The organism is Peptoniphilus sp. Marseille-Q6390 (genome assembly GCF_965119475.1).
Map to the genome: position 1 here is coordinate 210111 of NZ_CBCPLS010000002.1, position 17625 is coordinate 227735.

Consider the following 17625-nt stretch of genomic DNA (forward strand, 5'->3'; position numbering starts at 1 on the left):
CTTAGGTCTGGGGTTTTCTCATGTTATTTTGCGATTTAATTTTCTTCTTTCAACTTGTCCTTTTCAAAATCCCATTCGCCGCTTATGTCTGCGTATCTAACAAAGATAGATGCTATGGCAAAGAGGGCGAGGATGCCTTGATACCACAAGAAGGGGATTAGTTCCATTGGCGAAACAGCGTTGGCGCCGAGCTCTTTAGTGAGTCCTGCTGCAATCAGGATTTGTGCTCCGTAAGGTATTATCCCTTGCATGACACATGAGAAGGTATCTAAGAGGGCAGCCGATCTTCTTGGGTCAATCTTAAAGTCATTTGAAATTTCCTTTGCCACTGGTCCGTCGATTATTATTGCAACTGTGTTGTTGGCAGTTGCAGAGTCAGTCAATAGGGTTAGGAGGGCAATAGAAACTTCTGCAGATTTTTGTCCTTTTGCAAATCCTCTTATCTTTTGAACTAGCCATTCTATTCCACCGTTTTTGGAAACCATGTAAGAAAGTCCACCAGTTAGCATTGACAATAAAAATATTTCAAACATGCCCGAAAAACCTGTGAAGATGTTTTGAGCAAAGGTCATGAGGTCAAGTCCTCCTGTTGCTATTCCGATTATTCCTGATAAAATTATTCCACTTGTTAGAACTAAAAACACATTCATACCTGCAATTGCAGAAATAAGTACGAATAGGTAGGGGATAATTAAGACTGGGTTGTAAGGACGATCTTCTAGTGCAGGTAGAACTTCTGGCTTTCCGACGATTAACAAAATTACAAAAGTTATTATTGCTGCAGGTAGGGCCATCTTAATGTTGGCTCTAAACTTGTCCTTCATATCTACATTTTGAGTTCTTGTAGCAGCTATTGTTGTATCAGAAATAACTGAAAGGTTGTCGCCAAACATTGCACCACCAACAAGAGAACCTAAGACCAAGGCCATTGGGAGGTTTCCCTTTTGAGCAAGTCCAACTGCTATGGGTCCAACTGTTGAGATAGTTCCCACAGAAGTTCCTGTCGACATAGAAATGAAGCAGCCTATTAAGAAAATTCCACCTGTTATAAATTGAAGGGGAATTATTGATAGGGCAAAGTTTACAACTGAGTCAACACCACCTGATTCCTTGGAAACTGTTGCAAAGGCTCCAGCCAAGATGTAGATGAGACACATGATAATAATATTTTCATTGCCACAGCCTCTTACGAAGTCTGTGAACTTGTCGTCGACGCTACCCTTAAACATAAGAAAGGCGAGTATAATTGCCGGTAAGATGCAAACTGGTGCTGGCACTTGGTAGAATGCCATTTCAACTCCCAGTGAATTTAAAATTATCCCTGTTGCCATGTAGACTATGACAAAGACAAGAAAGGGAAGAAGCGCAGCCCCAGATGGACTAGGCTTATGATTTTGATTTTCCATTTTTCCTCCTAAGATTTTATGTAAACTACATAATCCATATAAATTAAACAAGGCTATTATATTATTAATAAATTCTTTTGTGAAGTCCTAGGCTCTATTTTAAAAATCTTTAAGAGTTGAAAATTAAAAGCTAAGCCCTAAACTTTTTTTAATTTATAGAATCCTATATAATAGAAAATATTGAAAATCTTATACTAAATTTGTAAGTAAAGGAGAGGGAAGAAGAATTGAAGAAAAATAAAAATTTAAAAGTTATAGGTGTCCTTGTTCTTACCCTAGTTGGAGTTTTATTTGGACACGAAAGCCTTCGAGATCTTGACAACAATTACAAGGCTTCGCCCTTAGACAAAATAGAAAACTTCTTATCAATTTTTTACAATCCCTATGAGCTTACGGAATCAAGTATTTATTATGAGATAGATAAAAACCCTCCTCAATTTACTGAAGAAGATTTAAAGATGGAGCCTGACTTCGCCCACTATTCAAACTTAGATAACTTGAACAGAGTTGGACCTGCCAATGCACTTTTGAGTCCTGACTCAATGCCCAAGAAGCCAAGAGGTGACATCTCGAAAGTTTATCCTTCAGGTTGGCATCAAAAGTTTTATGACTTTGTTGAAGGTGGTGCAGTTTATAACAGATGCCACCTCATCGCCTACCAGCTGACTGGAGAGAATGACAACTGGAAAAATCTTATGACAGGGACTAGGTCCTTTAACACAAAGGGGATGTTGCCCTTTGAAGAGGTCGTTGCTTCTTATATAAAAGATACAGGTAAGAAAGTTAGGTACAGGGTGACACCAGTTTTTAAAGATGACGAACTTGTTGCAAGAGGAGTTATTATTGAAGCTTATAGCATAGAAGACGGTGGCAAAAAAATTAACTTTAGGGTCTTTGCCAAGAATATGGAAAAGGGAGTAGACATAGATTACAAAACTGGAAGGACCAGACTGGCAAAGAAGAAGTGAGATATTAAAATTTAATAAAGAGCAAGAAGATAAATTTTAAAAGCCAAACCTAATGGGGATGGCTTTTTCTTTTGCAAAAAAAATTAAATTTATTAAAAGAAAATATAAATCATGTTGACACTAAGTTAGCTTGTGTTATAATTCCATAGAACAAAAAGGAGAATGAAAATGAGACTTAGAAAAAAACATTTTGCAATACCTGAAATGGCTGAGAACCCTTATGTTTTTTTTAATGGACAAGAGAACAAGGGCAAATGGAAAGAAGTCTTTGGAAACGACAATCCAATTTACTTAGAAATCGGTGCCGGCAAGGGAACTTTTACCATTGAGTCAGCTAAAAGAAATAAAAATATAAATTATATAATGGTAGACATAGAAACTAATGCACTAATTTATGCAACAAGAAAAATAATAGATGAAGAACTTACCAATGTAAGAGCTATGCCAATCAACGCAGAAAACATCTTAGACTACTTTGACAAGGATGAACTTGATAGGATCTATATAAACTTCTGTAACCCTTGGCCAAAGCTAAGACATAAGAAGAGAAGGTTAACTTATCCAAGGTTCTTAGAAAAATATAAAGTTATCTTAAAACCAAAATCACAAATTTATTTCAAAACTGATGACCTTGAACTCTTTGAAGAAAGTTTAGATTATTTTAAAGACGAAGGCTTCTCAACTCTTATAGAAGACTTTGACATGAAGCTTGAAGATTACCCCCAAAACATTGTGACAGAATACGAAAGCAAATTTAGAGGTCTGGGAGAAAAAATCAAATTTGGAGTCTTCGAACATTACGTTAACTAAAAATTAAAACGGATTGACAATAAAACTCCTGAAATATATAATAATTTTCAGGAGTTGAAGAGATGGATATAAATAACTTAAAAGAGAAAATAAAAAATGGCTACGCTATAAAGAGAGAAGAGGCAATAGAAGTTTACAATAGTGACTATGAAAGTTTAACTGCAGCAGCAGATGAACTTAGAGAATACTTTTGCGGCAATGACTTTGATGTTTGCACTATTATAAATGCAAAAAGTGGCAAATGTTCAGAAAATTGTAAATTCTGTGCCCAATCTGCTCACTACCACACAAATGTAAAAGAATACGACCTTTTAGACGAAGAGATAATAGTAAAAGATGCCTTAGACAAATATAAAAGAGGGATCCCTAGATACTCAATGGTAGCAAGTGGTAAAGGACTTACACCTAAAGATATAGATAAGATTTGTAGCATCACAAAAAAGATATACGAAGAAGCACCGGATATAAAAGTATGTATATCAGGTGGAATAATATCAGAAGAATCCTTTGAGAAATTAAAGGAAGCTGGTATAACAAGAATTCACAACAATCTTGAAACATCAAGAAACTTCTTTCCAGAAATATGCACAACACATACTTATGATCAAAAGATTGATACAATAAAAGCAGCTCAAGAAGCTGGAATGGAAATCTGTTCAGGTGGACTAATAGGACTAGGAGAAGATTTCACAGATAGGATTGACATGGCACTAGAACTAAGAGACCTAGATGTTCACTCAGTACCAATTAACCTATTAAATCCTATAAAGAACACACCGCTTGAAAACAACGAGCCCCTAACAATGGAAGAAGTAAATAGAACTTGCGCAACTTTTAGATTTATAATGCCAAAGGCCCTTATAAGATTAGCTGGAGGAAGATCTCTTATGGAAGAGTTTGGCGCATCAGCTTTCAAGTCAGGAGCCAATGCAGCAATATCAGGAGTACTTCTCACAACAAAGGGTATAAGCATAGAAGACGATATGAAGAGGATCAAAGAATTAAACTACCAAGTAAAGGCAGTGTAAAATATTTAATTAACTTTTTACAAAATGCTTGACAAAGAAAAATATAAATAGTAATATAAAACAGCTGTAAGAAATGCAGCTGTTTTCTTTTATAAAAAAGATTAAAAAAAGAATAAAAAAACAGTTGACAGATGATTTTCTAGATGCTAATATATAGAAGTTGTCACTTAAAGACAGCAAAAAAAACTACTGGTTAGTTAAGTAAAAACAAAATAAAAAAATTGTAAAAAATACTTGACAAAGAAAAAACACGGTAGTATAATAAACAAGCTACTTCAAAAAGGTAGCAAAAGAAACATGATAATTAAATAGTGTGAAGATAAACAAATTCGTGATAGAATCACAGATTCTTGTCAAAGAATCAAAAGCAAACCAGATATTCGTTTAGTTTTGAGAAAACTAATGAGTCATACAAATTTTTAATTGAGAGTTTGATCCTGGCTCAGGACGAACGCTGGCGGCGCGCTTAACACATGCAAGTCGAGCGATGAAATCTTGACAGAACCCTTCGGGGTGAAGATAAGATGGATTAGCGGCGGACGGGTGAGTAACACGTGAGTAACCTGCCTTAGACATTGGGATAGCCTCGGGAAACCGGGATTAATACCAAATGAAATCACATATGCACATGCATAAATGATCAAAGCTCCGGCGGTCTAAGATGGACTCGCGTCCCATTAGCTAGTTGGTGAGGTAACGGCCCACCAAGGCGACGATGGGTAGCCGGCCTGAGAGGGTGAACGGCCACATTGGAACTGAGAAACGGTCCAAACTCCTACGGGAGGCAGCAGTGGGGAATATTGCACAATGGAGGGAACTCTGATGCAGCGACGCCGCGTGAACGAAGAAGGCTTTCGAGTCGTAAAGTTCTTTTATATGGGAAGATAATGACGGTACCATAAGAAAAAGCCCCGGCTAACTACGTGCCAGCAGCCGCGGTAATACGTAGGGGGCTAGCGTTGTCCGGAATCACTGGGCGTAAAGGGTTCGCAGGCGGAAATGCAAGTCAGGTGTAAAAGGCAGTAGCTTAACTACTGTAAGCATTTGAAACTGCATATCTTGAGAAGAGTAGAGGTAAGTGGAATTTTTAGTGTAGCGGTGAAATGCGTAGATATTAAAAAGAATACCGGTGGCGAAGGCGACTTACTGGGCTCATTCTGACGCTGAGGAACGAAAGCGTGGGTAGCAAACAGGATTAGATACCCTGGTAGTCCACGCTGTAAACGATGAGTGCTAGGTATCGGAATAATTCGGTGCCGCAGTTAACACATTAAGCACTCCGCCTGGGGAGTACGTGCGCAAGCATGAAACTCAAAGGAATTGACGGGGACCCGCACAAGCAGCGGAGCATGTGGTTTAATTCGAAGCAACGCGAAGAACCTTACCAGGGCTTGACATACTGAGGACCGGTATAGAGATATACCCTCTTCTTCGGAAGCCTCAATACAGGTGGTGCATGGTTGTCGTCAGCTCGTGTCGTGAGATGTTCAGTTAAGTCTGGCAACGAGCGCAACCCCTATCTTTAGTTACCAGCATTTCGGATGGGGACTCTAAAGAGACTGCCGATGATAAATCGGAGGAAGGTGGGGATGACGTCAAATCATCATGCCCTATATGCCCTGGGCTACACACGTGCTACAATGGAAGATACAAAGGGAAGCGAAATAGTGATATTAAGCAAACCTCAAAAAGTCTTTCCCAGTTCGGATTGTACTCTGCAACTCGAGTACATGAAGATGGAGTTGCTAGTAATCGCAGATCAGAATGCTGCGGTGAATGCGTTCCCGGGTCTTGTACACACCGCCCGTCACACCATGGAAGCTTGTAATACCCGAAGCCTGCGAGCAAACCTTAGGGAAGCAGCAGTCGAAGGTAGGATAGGTGACTGGGGTGAAGTCGTAACAAGGTAGCCGTATCGGAAGGTGCGGCTGGATCACCTCCTTTCTAAGGAAAATAATCTTCACACTATTTTAATTATATATATGGGGGTATAGCTCAGTTGGGAGAGCGCCTGCCTTGCAAGCAGGAGGTCAGGAGTTCGAATCTCCTTATCTCCACCATGAATAGCATGAAAATGCTACTCTGAACCTTCTTTGAAAAAAGAAGAGAACCATAACAACTTAAAAACTAATCAAAATTTCTTAAACAAACAATTAAACTGGAAATAAACAGAAATGTTTATTAACAAAGGTCAAGTTAAAAAGAGCACTAGGTGAATGCCTAGGCACCAAGAGGCGACGAAGGACGTGACAAGCTGCGAAAAGCTACGGAGAGGAGCAAATATCCATTGACCCGTAGATATCCGAATGGGGAAACCCACCGTAAGGTATCCTATAGCCAATCCATAACTATAGGAAGCGAACCAGGTGAACTGAAACATCTAAGTAACCTGAGGAAAAGAAAGAAAACTCGATTCCCTGAGTAGCGGCGAGCGAACGGGGAAGAGCCCAAAGTGTAAAAAGAGACAATAGCCAGCCAAATAATCTGGGAAGATTAACCAAAGAAGGTAAGAGTCCTGTAGGCGAAAGCAAAGATATCCGACACAAAAGAGTACCACGGAACACGAGAAATTCAGTGGGAAGATGGGGGGACCACCCCCTAAGGCTAAATACTACTTGGTGACCGATAGCGAACAAGTACCGTGAGGGAAAGGTGAAAAGAACCCCGAGAGGGGAGTGAAATAGAATCTGAAACCTAGTGTTTACAAGCAGCGAAAGTGGCATACGCCACGATCGTGTACTTTTTGTAGAACGGGCCAGCGAGTTACGATTACTAGCAAGGTTAAGCATTACAGATGCGGAGCCGAAGCGAAAGCGAGTCTAAATAGGGCGAAAGTTAGTGGTTGTAGACCCGAAACCGTGTGATCTATCCATGAGCAGAGTGAAGTTGAAGTAAAATTCAATGGAGGCTCGAACCGGGTAACGTTTAAAAGTTATCGGATGACTTGTGGATAGGGGTGAAAAGCCAAACGAACACGGAGATAGCTGGTTCTCCTCGAAATAGCTTTAGGGCTAGCCTCTAGTAAGACATGAAAAGGGGGTAGAGCACTGATTGGTTGCGGGGCATGCATATGTTACCAAAACCTATCAAACTCCGAATACCATATCATGCACTAGGGAGTCAGACTATGTGGGATGAGCTTCATAGTCGAAAGGGAAAGAGCCCAGACCATCAGCTAAGGTCCCAAAATTATAGTTAAGTGGGAAAGGATGTGGAGTTACTGAGACAACTAGGATGTTGGCTTAGAAGCAGCCACTCATTTAAAGAGTGCGTAATAGCTCACTAGTCAAGTGACTCTGCGCCGAAGATAACCGGGGCTAAACTATATACCGAAGCTATGGAACGAATAACGTTGGTAGAGGAGCAATGTATGAAGGACGAAGCATAAGCCGTAAGGCAGTGTGGACATCATACAAGAGAGAATGCTGGCATGAGTAGCGAGAGGTGAGTGAGAATCTCACCCGTCGAAAACCCAAGGATTCCTGAGCAAGGCTCGTCCACTCAGGGTAAGTCGGGACCTAAGGCGAGGCTGAAAAGCGTAGTCGATGGACAACAGGTTGAAATTCCTGTACCGATACAATCGTTAAAGGAAGTGGGGACGCAGGAGGATAATAAGAGCGCCCAGTTGGTGAGGCGTGCAAGCGCAAAGTCTGGAGAGTAGGCAAATCCGCTCTCCGAAAAGGATGAAGCGTAATGCGGATCGAAAACAAGTAGAGAAGCTTATGACTCCACACTGCCAAGAAAAGCCACTACAAGAGAAGTATCGCCCGTACCGTAAACCGACACAGGTAGGTGAGGAGAGAATCCTAAGACGAGCGGAAAAACCTTTGTTAAGGAACTCGGCAAAATGACCCCGTAACTTCGGGAGAAGGGGAGCCCCTGTAACAGGGGGCCGCAGTGAAAAGGCCCAAGCGACTGTTTACCAAAAACACAAGTTTCTGCTAAGTCGAAAGACGAAGTATAGGAGCTGACACCTGCCCGGTGCTGGAAGGTTAAGGGAAAAAGTTAGCGCAAGCGAAGCTTAGAACTGAAGCCCCAGTAAACGGCGGCCGTAACTATAACGGTCCTAAGGTAGCGAAATTCCTTGTCGGGTAAGTTCCGACCCGCACGAAAGGTGTAACGATTTGGGCACTGTCTCAACAAAGGATCCGGTGAAATTGTAGTAGCGGTAAAGATGCCGCTTACCCACGACAGGACGGAAAGACCCCGTGGAGCTTTACTGTAGGCTGAGATTGAATTTTGGGATTAAATGTACAGAATAGGTGGGAGGCAGAGAATTAGGTACGCCAGTATCTAAGGAGCCACCGTTGGGATACCACTCTTTTAATGCTAGAATTCTAACCTAACCCCATGAATCTGGGGAAGGGACACTCTCAGTTGGACAGTTTGACTGGGGCGGTCGCCTCCGAAAGAGTAACGGAGGCGTTCAAAGGTTCCCTCAGCACGGATGGAAATCGTGCGTAGAGTATAAAGGCAGAAGGGAGCTTAACTGCGAGACCAACAAGTCGAGCAGATGCGAAAGCAGGACTTAGTGATCCGGTGGTACCGAGTGGAAGGGCCATCGCTCAACGGATAAAAGCTACCCCGGGGATAACAGGCTTATCTCCCCCAAGAGTCCACATCGACGGGGAGGTTTGGCACCTCGATGTCGGCTCGTCTCATCCTGGGGCTGAAGTAGGTCCCAAGGGTTGGGCTGTTCGCCCATTAAAGAGGCACGCGAGCTGGGTTCAGAACGTCGCGAGACAGTTCGGTCCCTATCCGTCGTGGGCGTAGGAAATTTGAGAGGAGCTGTCCTTAGTACGAGAGGACCGGGATGGACAAACCTCTGGTGCACCAGTTGTACTGCCAAGTGCATAGCTGGGAAGCTAAGTTTGGAAGGGATAAGAGCTGAAGGCATCTAAGCCCGAAGCCCCCCTCGAGATGAGATTTCCCTCGAAAGATAAGACCCCTAGAAGAAAATTAGGTAGATAGGCTCAAGGTGTAAGTGTAGCAATACATTCAGCTAGCGAGTACTAATAGGTCGAAGACTTGACCAAAGAGTTAAAGGAAGATTAGTTTTTAAGTTAATCTGGTGAGAATAGGACAATGGACACACCTGTACCCATACCGAACACAGAAGTTAAGCATTAGTCCGCTGATGGTACTTGGTTGGCAACGACCTGGGAGAGTAAGTTATCGCCAGAAAGGGACAAAAGTCCCCAATAGTCTTAGGTAGCTCAATGGTGGAGCAACCGGCTGTTAACCGGTAGGCTGTGGGTTCGAGTCCCACCCTGAGAGCCATTAAAAAAGATAAGCCGGGGTGGCGGAACTGGCAGACGCACAGGACTTAAAATCCTGCGGTGGTTAAACACCGTATCGGTTCGATTCCGATTCTCGGCACCAAAAAGAAATAGTAGCCGGGTAAAAATGACGCGGGATGGAGCAGCATGGTAGCTCGTCGGGCTCATAACCCGAAGGTCGGAGGTTCAAATCCTTCTCCCGCTACCATAAAAATATATGGCGGCGTAGCTCAGTTGGCTAGAGCATACGGTTCATACCCGTAGTGTCAGGAGTTCAAATCTCTTCGCCGCTACCATTTTCAAAATAACGGTTTGTGATTTATAAACCGCCACCATATTAGGCCCTGTGGTCAAGCGGTTAAGACACCACCCTTTCACGGTGGTATCCCGGGTTCGATTCCCGGCAGGGTCACCAAGATGGACGCATAGCTCAGTTGGGAGAGCATCTGCCTTACAAGCAGGGGGTCATAGGTTCGAGCCCTATTGTGTCCACCAAAGTTGGCCTGGTAGTTCAGTTGGTTAGAATGCCAGCCTGTCACGCTGGAGGTCGTCGGTTCGAGCCCGATCCAGGTCGCCAATTAAATTTATATAGCAAATTTGTTTCAAATGTGTTATGATTAATAAGTGAGATGCTGGTGTAGCTCAATTGGTAGAGCAACTGACTTGTAATCAGTAGGTTAGGGGTTCAAGTCCTCCCACCAGCTCCAAAAAATCTTATAGGGACTTACAACATGGAGGAGTTCCCGAGTTGGCCAAAGGGGACGGACTGTAAATCCGTTAGTTTAACTTTCAGTGGTTCAAATCCACTCTCCTCCACCAAAAATTTTATATAAGATAATTATTATGCGGGTGTAGCTCAGTGGTAGAGCCCCAGCCTTCCAAGCTGGTTGCGAGGGTTCGATTCCCTTCACCCGCTCCATATTAAGCACCTATAGCTCAGTTGGATAGAGCAACGGACTTCTAATCCGTGTGCCGGGGGTTCGAATCCTCCTAGGTGCGCCAAATAAATATTGGGGTGTAGCCAAGTCGGTAAGGCACCAGACTTTGACTCTGGCATGCGTAGGTTCGAGTCCTGCCACCCCAGCCAAGTGAGACCCATTAGCTCAGTCGGCAGAGCACTTGACTTTTAATCAAGGTGTCGCGCGTTCGAATCGCGCATGGGTCACCATTTTTTTAATTTAATATTTGTGGAGAGGTACCGAAGTGGTCATAACGGGGCGGTCTTGAAAACCGTTAGGGTGCAAGCCCACAAGGGTTCGAATCCCTTCCTCTCCGCCATTTTTAATCTGTGGTTGACACAGATTTTTTATTGAAACTTAATAAGACCCATTAGCTCAGCCGGCAGAGCACTTGACTTTTAATCAAGGTGTCGCGCGTTCGAATCGCGCATGGGTCACCAAGTTAGCTGTGAATTTTTCACAGCTTTTTTATTATAATTTTTTAGATTTTAAGAATAAGATTTTATTAAAATAGTAAATTTTATTCTGTTTGCTAGGGGATAAGAAATTAAAAATCAAAAAGACTTTCTTAAATAGCTTGTATGAATTTAAGTAGAAAATTTTTTGGGTTTTATTAATAGATTGTAGAGAAATTGGGAGATACTATTCTTGAAGTTGTTTCTTATTTTAGCTAGAACTTATTATTATATTTAAAATTTATTTGACTTAGAACTTATTATTGAACTTATTATTATATTTAAAATTTATTTGACTTAGAACTTATTATTGAACTTATTATTTTATTTGAAATTTATTTGACTTAGTATTGTTTCACTCTAAAAATTTTTTAAAAATTAAGATAATTAAAATTTCTTAACCTTATCTTTACACTCTGAATGCTATACTACTTGTGAGGTGAAAACATGAAGGATTTTGCAGAAAAAAAGTTATCATATCTTATGTTACTCTTGTCTATTGCCTTTGTTATCTATGGAGCTTATAGACATGAAGTGGATACAGTGCTTTCTAAGGCAATAAGAATTTGTTTGGAGTGCGTTGGAATTGGCTAATTTAATAAATCTTCTAAAAAATATTGGTAAAAAACGAAATTTATTTCAAGGAACATTTGCCCTTCTTACAAACTTACATATTCCAAACTTCATCAAGGGAACTATCTACACAGGTAAGACTAAGAGCCTTTGTGTTCCAGGACTAAATTGTTATTCTTGTCCGGGAGCTGCCTTCTCTTGTCCAATAGGATCCTTTCAAGCACTAGTTGGCTCGTCTAAATTTAATTTTGCCTACTATGTGACGGGACTAATGCTTTTCTTTGGAACTCTATTTGGAAGGCTTATCTGTGGTTTCATGTGTCCCTTTGGTTTTTTTCAGGATCTCTTGTATAAGATTCCTACAAAAAAGTTCTCTACAAGAAAATTTTCATTTTTAAAATACTTGAAGTATTTGATTTTAATTTTTGTAGTCTTTCTTTTTGGAATATTCTTAACTGACGAACTTGGAGGAGCTTCTCCATACTTCTGTCAGTATATTTGCCCACAAGGTATACTGGAAGGAGGAATACCTCTTTCTATTGCCAACAAATCTATAAGAGGAGCCTTGGGAAATTTATTTAAGTTAAAGTTTGCAATTCTCACACTAATAACTTTGCTTTCAATATTTTTCTATAGGCCTTTCTGCAAATATCTTTGCCCTCTTGGTGCTTTTTATGCCATAACTAATAAGTTTTCATTTTACAAGTACCATGTGGATGATTCTTGTATTTCGTGTGGCAAGTGTAAGAGAGTTTGTAAGATGGATGTGGACATGTCAAAGAACCAAAACGCTCTAGAATGTATAAGGTGTGGGGACTGCCTAAGGGCTTGTCCAACTTCTGCAATTTCCACCTCTATTAATAAAAATAAAGTTGACGAAGGAGTAAGTTATGAATAAAGTTTTTAATAAGATAAGTAAGTTATTTGTCCTTATGATTCTATTGGTATCTATGACTGCATGCACAAGTAAGGCACCAGAAGCAAGTGATATTTCTGGTGGAGATTCTTTCCCAAAGTTTGATGCAGTAGACTTTAAGGGCAACCCAGTAAGCAGTGATGTCTTTAAAGACCATCCGGTGACAATTTTAAGCATTTGGTTCACAGGTTGTAAGGGTTGCATTGATGAAATGCCAGCTCTACAACAAATTAGCGAAGAGTTAAAAGATAAGAATGTAAAGGTTATGTCAATTTGCCTAGACACTTATGAAAATAAAGAAATTAAGGAAGAAGCAGAAAAAATATTAGAAGCTAAGGGAGTAAAATATACTAACCTTGCTGTTAAACCTTCTGAAGAAATTGATGCTTACCTTAAAAACCTAACTGCCTTCCCAACAACTTTATTAATTGATAGACAAGGCAAGATCATAGGCGATGCAAAAGTGGGTTCAGTTGATGACAAAGAAAAGAAAGCTGAACTTTACAAGAAAATTGACGAAGCAATAGCTAATGACAAAAAATAAATTTTTAAATTGCAATCACTATATAAATCCTCATTAATATACACCTATGGAGACTCCGAGAGGGGTCTTTTTTTTTTTTTTTTTACTTCTTGTTGCATTTGCAACAGAAAAGTTTTTATCTTTCTATTAAAATATTTTTAGAAGTTAAGAATTTTTAAAATATTTTAATAAATAGAAGGGATGAAGATTATGGATATGTTTTGTTACCAATGCCAAGAAACTTTAAAGAATAAGGGATGTACAAAGAGGGGAGTTTGCGGAAAGACAGCAACTGTTGCCAACTACCAAGATTTTTTAATTTGGATATCTAAGGGACTTTCTGAAATCGCTGTGAAAAGCGGGAAGGAAGATAAAGAGGTAATAGACAGAGTTATTTTAAATCTCTTTACTACTATCACTAATGCAAACTTTGACGATGCGCAAATAAAAAACAGAATCATAGATACTATTGAGCTTATGAATTCTTTGAGAGAAGAAAAAACTTATAGCGATGCAGGAGCTTGGTCATCTGTAGATTTTTCTGAAATCGATAAAAAAATTGCAAGTCACGAAGTTTCTATTCTTAGAGAAGAAAATGAAGACCTAAGAAGTTTAAAAGAGCTAATAACTTATGGCCTTAAGGGAATGGCTGCCTACGCAAGACATGCTAAGGTCTTGGGATATGAAGACCAAGAAGTAAATAAATTCATCTTAAGAACTATGGCTGATCTCTTAGAAGAAAAAAGCCTTGATGAATTAATTGCTTTGACTCTTAAGACTGGAGATATGGGCTACAGGGCCATGGCAACTCTTGATGGCGCCAACACAAAGACTTACGGAAACCCAGAAATTTCTGAAGTAAACATTGGAGCAAGAAAAAGTCCTGGTATCTTAGTATCTGGTCACGACTTAAAAGACTTTGAAATGCTCCTAGAACAAGCAAAAGCTTCTGGAGTGGATATTTACACTCACTCAGAAATGTTACCAGCAAATTATTATCCAAAGTTTAAAAAGTACGAAAACTTTGTTGGCAATTATGGGAATGCTTGGTGGAAGCAAAGGGATGAGTTTGAGTCTTTTAATGGTCCAATCCTAATGACAACTAACTGTATTGTTCCTCCAAAAGATTCTTACAAGGATAAGTTGTTTACAACTGGAGCTGCAGGCTATCCTGGATGCACTTACATTGAAGAGGACAAAGATGGTCACAAGGACTTCTCAAAAATAATTGAGCTTGCTAAGACTTGTGAGCCACCAGTGGAAATTGAAAAAGGAAAAATTGTGGGAGGTTTCGCTCACAGTCAAGTTATGGAACTTGCTGACAAGGTAATTGAAGCTGTAAAAAATGGCGACATAACAAAATTTGTTGTTATGGCAGGTTGCGATGGAAGAATGACTGGCAGAAATTATTATGAAGATTTTGCCAAGGAACTTCCTAAGTCAACTGTAATTTTAACTGCTGGTTGTGCTAAGTATAGATACAACAAGCTAAACCTTGGCGACATTAATGGAATCCCAAGAGTTCTTGATGCAGGCCAATGTAACGACTCCTACTCACTTATCCAAATTGCACTTGCTCTAGTAGATGCCTTTGGAGTGGAAAGTGTAAATGATCTTCCAATTGCTTACAATATAGCTTGGTATGAACAAAAGGCTGTAATAGTTTTACTAGCTCTATTAGCCCTAGGTGTTAAAAACATTCACCTTGGACCTACTCTTCCAGCCTTTTTATCAAAGAATGTAGTAGATGTTCTTGTAGAAAATTTTGGAATCGCCGGTATCACTAGTGTTGAAGAGGATATGAAAATTTTAAAAATAAAATAAATATTATGCTTGACATTTAAAATCTAAGCTAATATAATCATAAGTAATTCAAAAATAAACTTTTGAGAAGAAGAGTAACCTAAAATTTTGATTAAAGAGAGCTTCGTTTTGGTGAAAGAAGTAGATGAATTTTTTGTGAACATGGCCTTCTCTAGGAAATACTGATATTAGGTATTTACGGGTCTTCCCGTTACAGAAGTAGAGTATGATAGTACTTGAAGAGGTCGCTTTCGTGAGGAAGCGATAAATTAAGGTGGTAACACGAGCTTTCGTCCTTATGGGATGGAAGCTCTTTTTTATTGTTTTGGAGGAAAAATGATTGAAGTAAAAAATTTGGTTAAAGAATTTAAAACTGAGGGAAGAAGTTTTAGAGCCATAAATGATGTTTCTTTCAAGGTCAATCGGGGAGAGATTTATGGGGTCATCGGTTTATCTGGTGCCGGCAAGTCAACCCTTGTTAGATGTATCAATAGACTAGAAGAGCCAAGCTCAGGTGAAATCCTAGTCAATGGCAAATCTATCATTGGCCTAAATGAAAAGGAACTCAGGGCTGCAAGAAAGGATATTGGAATGATCTTCCAATATTTCAATTTATTCATGCAAAAGACTGTGGCAGAAAATATTGCCTATCCCCTAGAAATCTCTGGGGTGTCTAGGGAAAAGATAAATAAGAGGGTAGATGAACTTCTAAACTTTATTGACCTAGAAGATAAGAAGAACTCTTATCCAGCAGAATTGTCTGGTGGACAAAAGCAAAGGGTGGCAATAGCAAGAGCCATTGCAACTAACCCATCGATCCTACTTTCAGATGAAGGGACATCAGCCCTTGACCCGGCAAACACAAAGTCAGTCCTTAGTCTTTTAAAGAAAATCGTAGATGAATTTGACATGACTGTTATAATGATCACCCATCAAATGGAAGTTGCTAAAGAAATTTGTGACAGGATTGCAGTTATGGAGGCTGGAAAAATTATTGAAGAAAATAACACAAAGGAACTCTTCACTAATCCAAAGACTGCTGTAACAAGATCCTTTATAAAAAATCTTGAAGACGATGTGGAAGAAGGCTATGTAAGAGCTAGCGACTACAAGGGAGATGTCCTTAGACTATCCTATGCAGACAACAACTATGACAAGCCAATTCTTTCCCAATGCGTCAAGAAGTTTGACATAGATTTTTCCATCTTATCTGGAAATATAAACAAGCTAAATGCGGCAAATGTTGGTTACCTTACAGTTCAAATCCTAGGTAAGGATGAAGAAAGAGCAAGGGCCATTGAATTCTTAAAAGAAAACAGCGTAATTGTGGAGGTGCTTTAAATGGATAGAATAATTGATATAGTTTTACCGGCAATTCCACAAACTTTAATAATGGTAATTGCTTCGACAATAATTGCCCTTTTAATAGGTCTTCCCTTGGGAATAATTTTAACAACAACAAGACCTGGAGGACTTACTGAATCCTTAAAAGTTTATTCAGTCCTAGATGGAATCATAAACATCCTAAGATCCTTTCCTTTTGTAATCTTGATGATAGTTGTATTCCCCTTATCAAGATTAATTGTTGGAAAGTCCTACGGAACTGCAGCGATGATAATTCCACTTTCAGTTTCAGCAGCACCCTTTGTTGCAAGACTAATGGAAGGTTACCTTATCCAAGTTGACTCAGGAATCATCGAAGCGGCTAAGTCTATGGGATCATCTAAGAGTGAGATAATCTTTAAGGTCTTGATACCAGAGGCAATGCCAATGATAGTGACAGGTATCACAATGACAGTAATAAATGTTATTGGTTACTCTGCTATGGCTGGTGTCATGGGAGGTGGCGGTCTAGGAGATGTGGCAAATAGGTATGGTTACCAAAGAAATGAGCCCCTAATCCTATGGTCAGCAGTTCTTGTTATTATAATCTTGGTTCAAATAGTCCAATTTGTTGGAAACTTTTTGACTAAGAAGATTGACAAGAAAAAATAGAGAAGAAAAAGCGGAAGAAAAGAAGAAGAAAAAAGAAAAAAGAAATGACAACAAGGAGAAAAAAGATGAAGAAGACGAAAATTTTATTTACACTAATTGGACTTATTGCAGTTTTAACAGCATGTGGAAAAGACAACAAGCAAGAAGTAAAGGACACAAAGTCAGGAGAACTAACTAAGGTGACAATAGGTGCATCAGAGACACCTCACGGAGAACTTATAAAGGCCCTTGAACCAGAATTTAAAAAGGAAGGCATTGACCTTGACCTTGTAGTTTTCTCAGACTATGTTCAACCAAATCTACAACTTGAATCTGGGGACTTAGACCTAAACTTTTACCAACACCAACCCTATCTTGATAGCTTTAACAAGGACAGGAAGACAAATATAGTTTCCCTAGAAAATTCAAAAATATTTATAACACCCCTTCTTGGATTTTCATCAAAGATAAAGGATATCAAAGAACTTGAAGATGGGGCAGAAATTATAATTCCCAACGACCCAACAAATGGAGCAAGAGCCCTACTAATTCTTGACAAGGAAGGACTTATAAAATTAAAGGATAAGAACAACTTAAACTCAACTGAAGTGGACATAGTGGAAAATCCAAAAAACTTAAAATTCACTGCAGTTGATGCACAAAATATTCCAAGAGTTTATCAAGATGCAGACCTTGCCTTTATAAATCCAAACTTTGCAATCTCCAATGGACTTGATCCAAAGGACGCAATAATTACAGAAGCTAAGGATTCACCTTATGCAAACATAGTGGCAGCAAGATCTGGCGAAGAAAATAATGAAGTTTATAAAAAAGTTGTAAAAGTTTTACAATCAGAAGCAAGTAGAAAGTACATCGAAGATACTTTCAAGGGAGCAGTGCTTCCAACATTTTAATATTAATTAGTTAATAA

General features: G+C 39.6%; 11 protein-coding genes, 16 tRNA genes and 3 rRNA genes. 29 read left to right on the forward strand and 1 reads right to left on the reverse strand.

The features are described from left to right. Positions 1-35 precede the first annotated feature (35 nt). A complete protein-coding gene (locus ACWPVO_RS06870) occupies positions 36-1406 on the reverse strand; it encodes a Na+/H+ antiporter NhaC family protein (protein ID WP_454207429.1) in 1371 nt (456 codons plus the stop codon). Positions 1407-1633: 227 nt separating this feature from the next. Here ACWPVO_RS06870 and ACWPVO_RS06875 point away from each other — a divergent pair, with 227 nt between their 5' ends. From ACWPVO_RS06875 to ACWPVO_RS07015, 29 genes are all read left to right on the forward strand, one after another. Beyond that, the gene (locus tag ACWPVO_RS06875) at positions 1634-2374 is read left to right on the forward strand and encodes a DNA/RNA non-specific endonuclease (RefSeq protein ID WP_454207431.1); all 741 of its coding nucleotides are present in this window, start codon (positions 1634-1636) and stop codon (positions 2372-2374) included. A 168-nt stretch (positions 2375-2542) separates the two neighbouring features. Beyond that, complete coding sequence (gene trmB, locus ACWPVO_RS06880; RefSeq protein WP_285072586.1) at positions 2543-3184, forward strand: tRNA (guanosine(46)-N7)-methyltransferase TrmB; 642 nt, start codon at positions 2543-2545, stop codon at positions 3182-3184. Between the two features lie 62 nt (positions 3185-3246). Then, positions 3247-4212: a biotin synthase BioB gene (bioB, locus tag ACWPVO_RS06885; RefSeq protein WP_285072587.1), complete on the forward strand. Its 966-nt coding sequence runs from the start codon at positions 3247-3249 to the stop codon at positions 4210-4212. 419 nt (positions 4213-4631) lie between these two features. Further along, a 16S ribosomal RNA gene (locus ACWPVO_RS06890) occupies positions 4632-6156 on the forward strand. A 40-nt stretch (positions 6157-6196) separates the two neighbouring features. Next, positions 6197-6272, forward strand: a tRNA-Ala gene (locus tag ACWPVO_RS06895). A gap of 129 nt (positions 6273-6401) precedes the next feature. Then, positions 6402-9248, forward strand: a 23S ribosomal RNA gene (locus ACWPVO_RS06900). 31 nt (positions 9249-9279) lie between these two features. Then, positions 9280-9396: ribosomal RNA gene (gene rrf, locus ACWPVO_RS06905) — 5S ribosomal RNA — on the forward strand. The 16S, 23S and 5S rRNA genes sit together here with 16 tRNA genes alongside, the layout of an rRNA operon. A 21-nt stretch (positions 9397-9417) precedes the next feature. After that, positions 9418-9492, forward strand: a tRNA-Asn gene (locus ACWPVO_RS06910). Positions 9493-9505: 13 nt separating this feature from the next. Continuing rightward, a tRNA-Leu gene (locus tag ACWPVO_RS06915) sits at positions 9506-9594 on the forward strand. Between the two features lie 28 nt (positions 9595-9622). Then, positions 9623-9699: transfer RNA gene (locus ACWPVO_RS06920), tRNA-Met, on the forward strand. An 11-nt stretch (positions 9700-9710) separates the two neighbouring features. Continuing rightward, positions 9711-9787: transfer RNA gene (locus ACWPVO_RS06925), tRNA-Met, on the forward strand. Positions 9788-9831: 44 nt separating this feature from the next. Continuing rightward, positions 9832-9906 (forward strand) — tRNA-Glu (locus tag ACWPVO_RS06930). Between the two features lie 4 nt (positions 9907-9910). Then, positions 9911-9986 (forward strand) — tRNA-Val (locus ACWPVO_RS06935). 5 nt (positions 9987-9991) lie between these two features. After that, positions 9992-10068, forward strand: a tRNA-Asp gene (locus ACWPVO_RS06940). A 54-nt stretch (positions 10069-10122) separates the two neighbouring features. Further along, positions 10123-10198: transfer RNA gene (locus tag ACWPVO_RS06945), tRNA-Thr, on the forward strand. 26 nt (positions 10199-10224) lie between these two features. Further along, positions 10225-10310, forward strand: a tRNA-Tyr gene (locus tag ACWPVO_RS06950). A 26-nt stretch (positions 10311-10336) separates the two neighbouring features. Continuing rightward, positions 10337-10410, forward strand: a tRNA-Gly gene (locus ACWPVO_RS06955). 6 nt (positions 10411-10416) lie between these two features. Then, positions 10417-10493, forward strand: a tRNA-Arg gene (locus tag ACWPVO_RS06960). 9 nt (positions 10494-10502) lie between these two features. Then, a tRNA-Gln gene (locus ACWPVO_RS06965) sits at positions 10503-10578 on the forward strand. Between the two features lie 5 nt (positions 10579-10583). Beyond that, a tRNA-Lys gene (locus ACWPVO_RS06970) sits at positions 10584-10659 on the forward strand. Between the two features lie 21 nt (positions 10660-10680). Continuing rightward, a tRNA-Ser gene (locus ACWPVO_RS06975) sits at positions 10681-10769 on the forward strand. A gap of 45 nt (positions 10770-10814) precedes the next feature. Then, positions 10815-10890, forward strand: a tRNA-Lys gene (locus ACWPVO_RS06980). Positions 10891-11352: 462 nt separating this feature from the next. Continuing rightward, entirely contained in the window at positions 11353-11499 is a 147-nt protein-coding gene (locus ACWPVO_RS06985; RefSeq protein ID WP_197407902.1) for a CD1871A family CXXC motif-containing protein, read from the forward strand. Beyond that, complete coding sequence (locus ACWPVO_RS06990) at positions 11492-12376, forward strand: 4Fe-4S binding protein (RefSeq protein WP_005957338.1); 885 nt, start codon at positions 11492-11494, stop codon at positions 12374-12376. The genes ACWPVO_RS06985 and ACWPVO_RS06990 overlap by 8 nt, the downstream gene beginning before the upstream one ends. Further along, positions 12369-12938, forward strand: a complete 570-nt coding sequence (locus tag ACWPVO_RS06995; protein ID WP_060800439.1) for a TlpA family protein disulfide reductase — start codon at positions 12369-12371, stop codon at positions 12936-12938. The genes ACWPVO_RS06990 and ACWPVO_RS06995 overlap by 8 nt, the downstream gene beginning before the upstream one ends. Positions 12939-13133: 195 nt before the next feature. Next, positions 13134-14741 carry a hydroxylamine reductase gene (hcp, locus tag ACWPVO_RS07000; RefSeq protein WP_285073071.1) on the forward strand — a complete coding sequence of 536 codons (1608 nt, stop codon included), beginning with the start codon at positions 13134-13136 and terminating at the stop codon, positions 14739-14741. 315 nt (positions 14742-15056) lie between these two features. Continuing rightward, a complete protein-coding gene (locus tag ACWPVO_RS07005; RefSeq protein ID WP_412446747.1) occupies positions 15057-16061 on the forward strand; it encodes a methionine ABC transporter ATP-binding protein in 1005 nt (334 codons plus the stop codon). Next, positions 16062-16715, forward strand: coding sequence for a methionine ABC transporter permease (locus tag ACWPVO_RS07010; protein ID WP_454207435.1), 654 nt, complete (start codon positions 16062-16064; stop codon positions 16713-16715). 65 nt (positions 16716-16780) lie between these two features. Next, on the forward strand, positions 16781-17608 hold the full coding sequence (locus ACWPVO_RS07015) for a MetQ/NlpA family ABC transporter substrate-binding protein (RefSeq protein ID WP_454207437.1): 828 nt from the start codon (positions 16781-16783) through the stop codon (positions 17606-17608). Positions 17609-17625 lie beyond the last annotated feature (17 nt).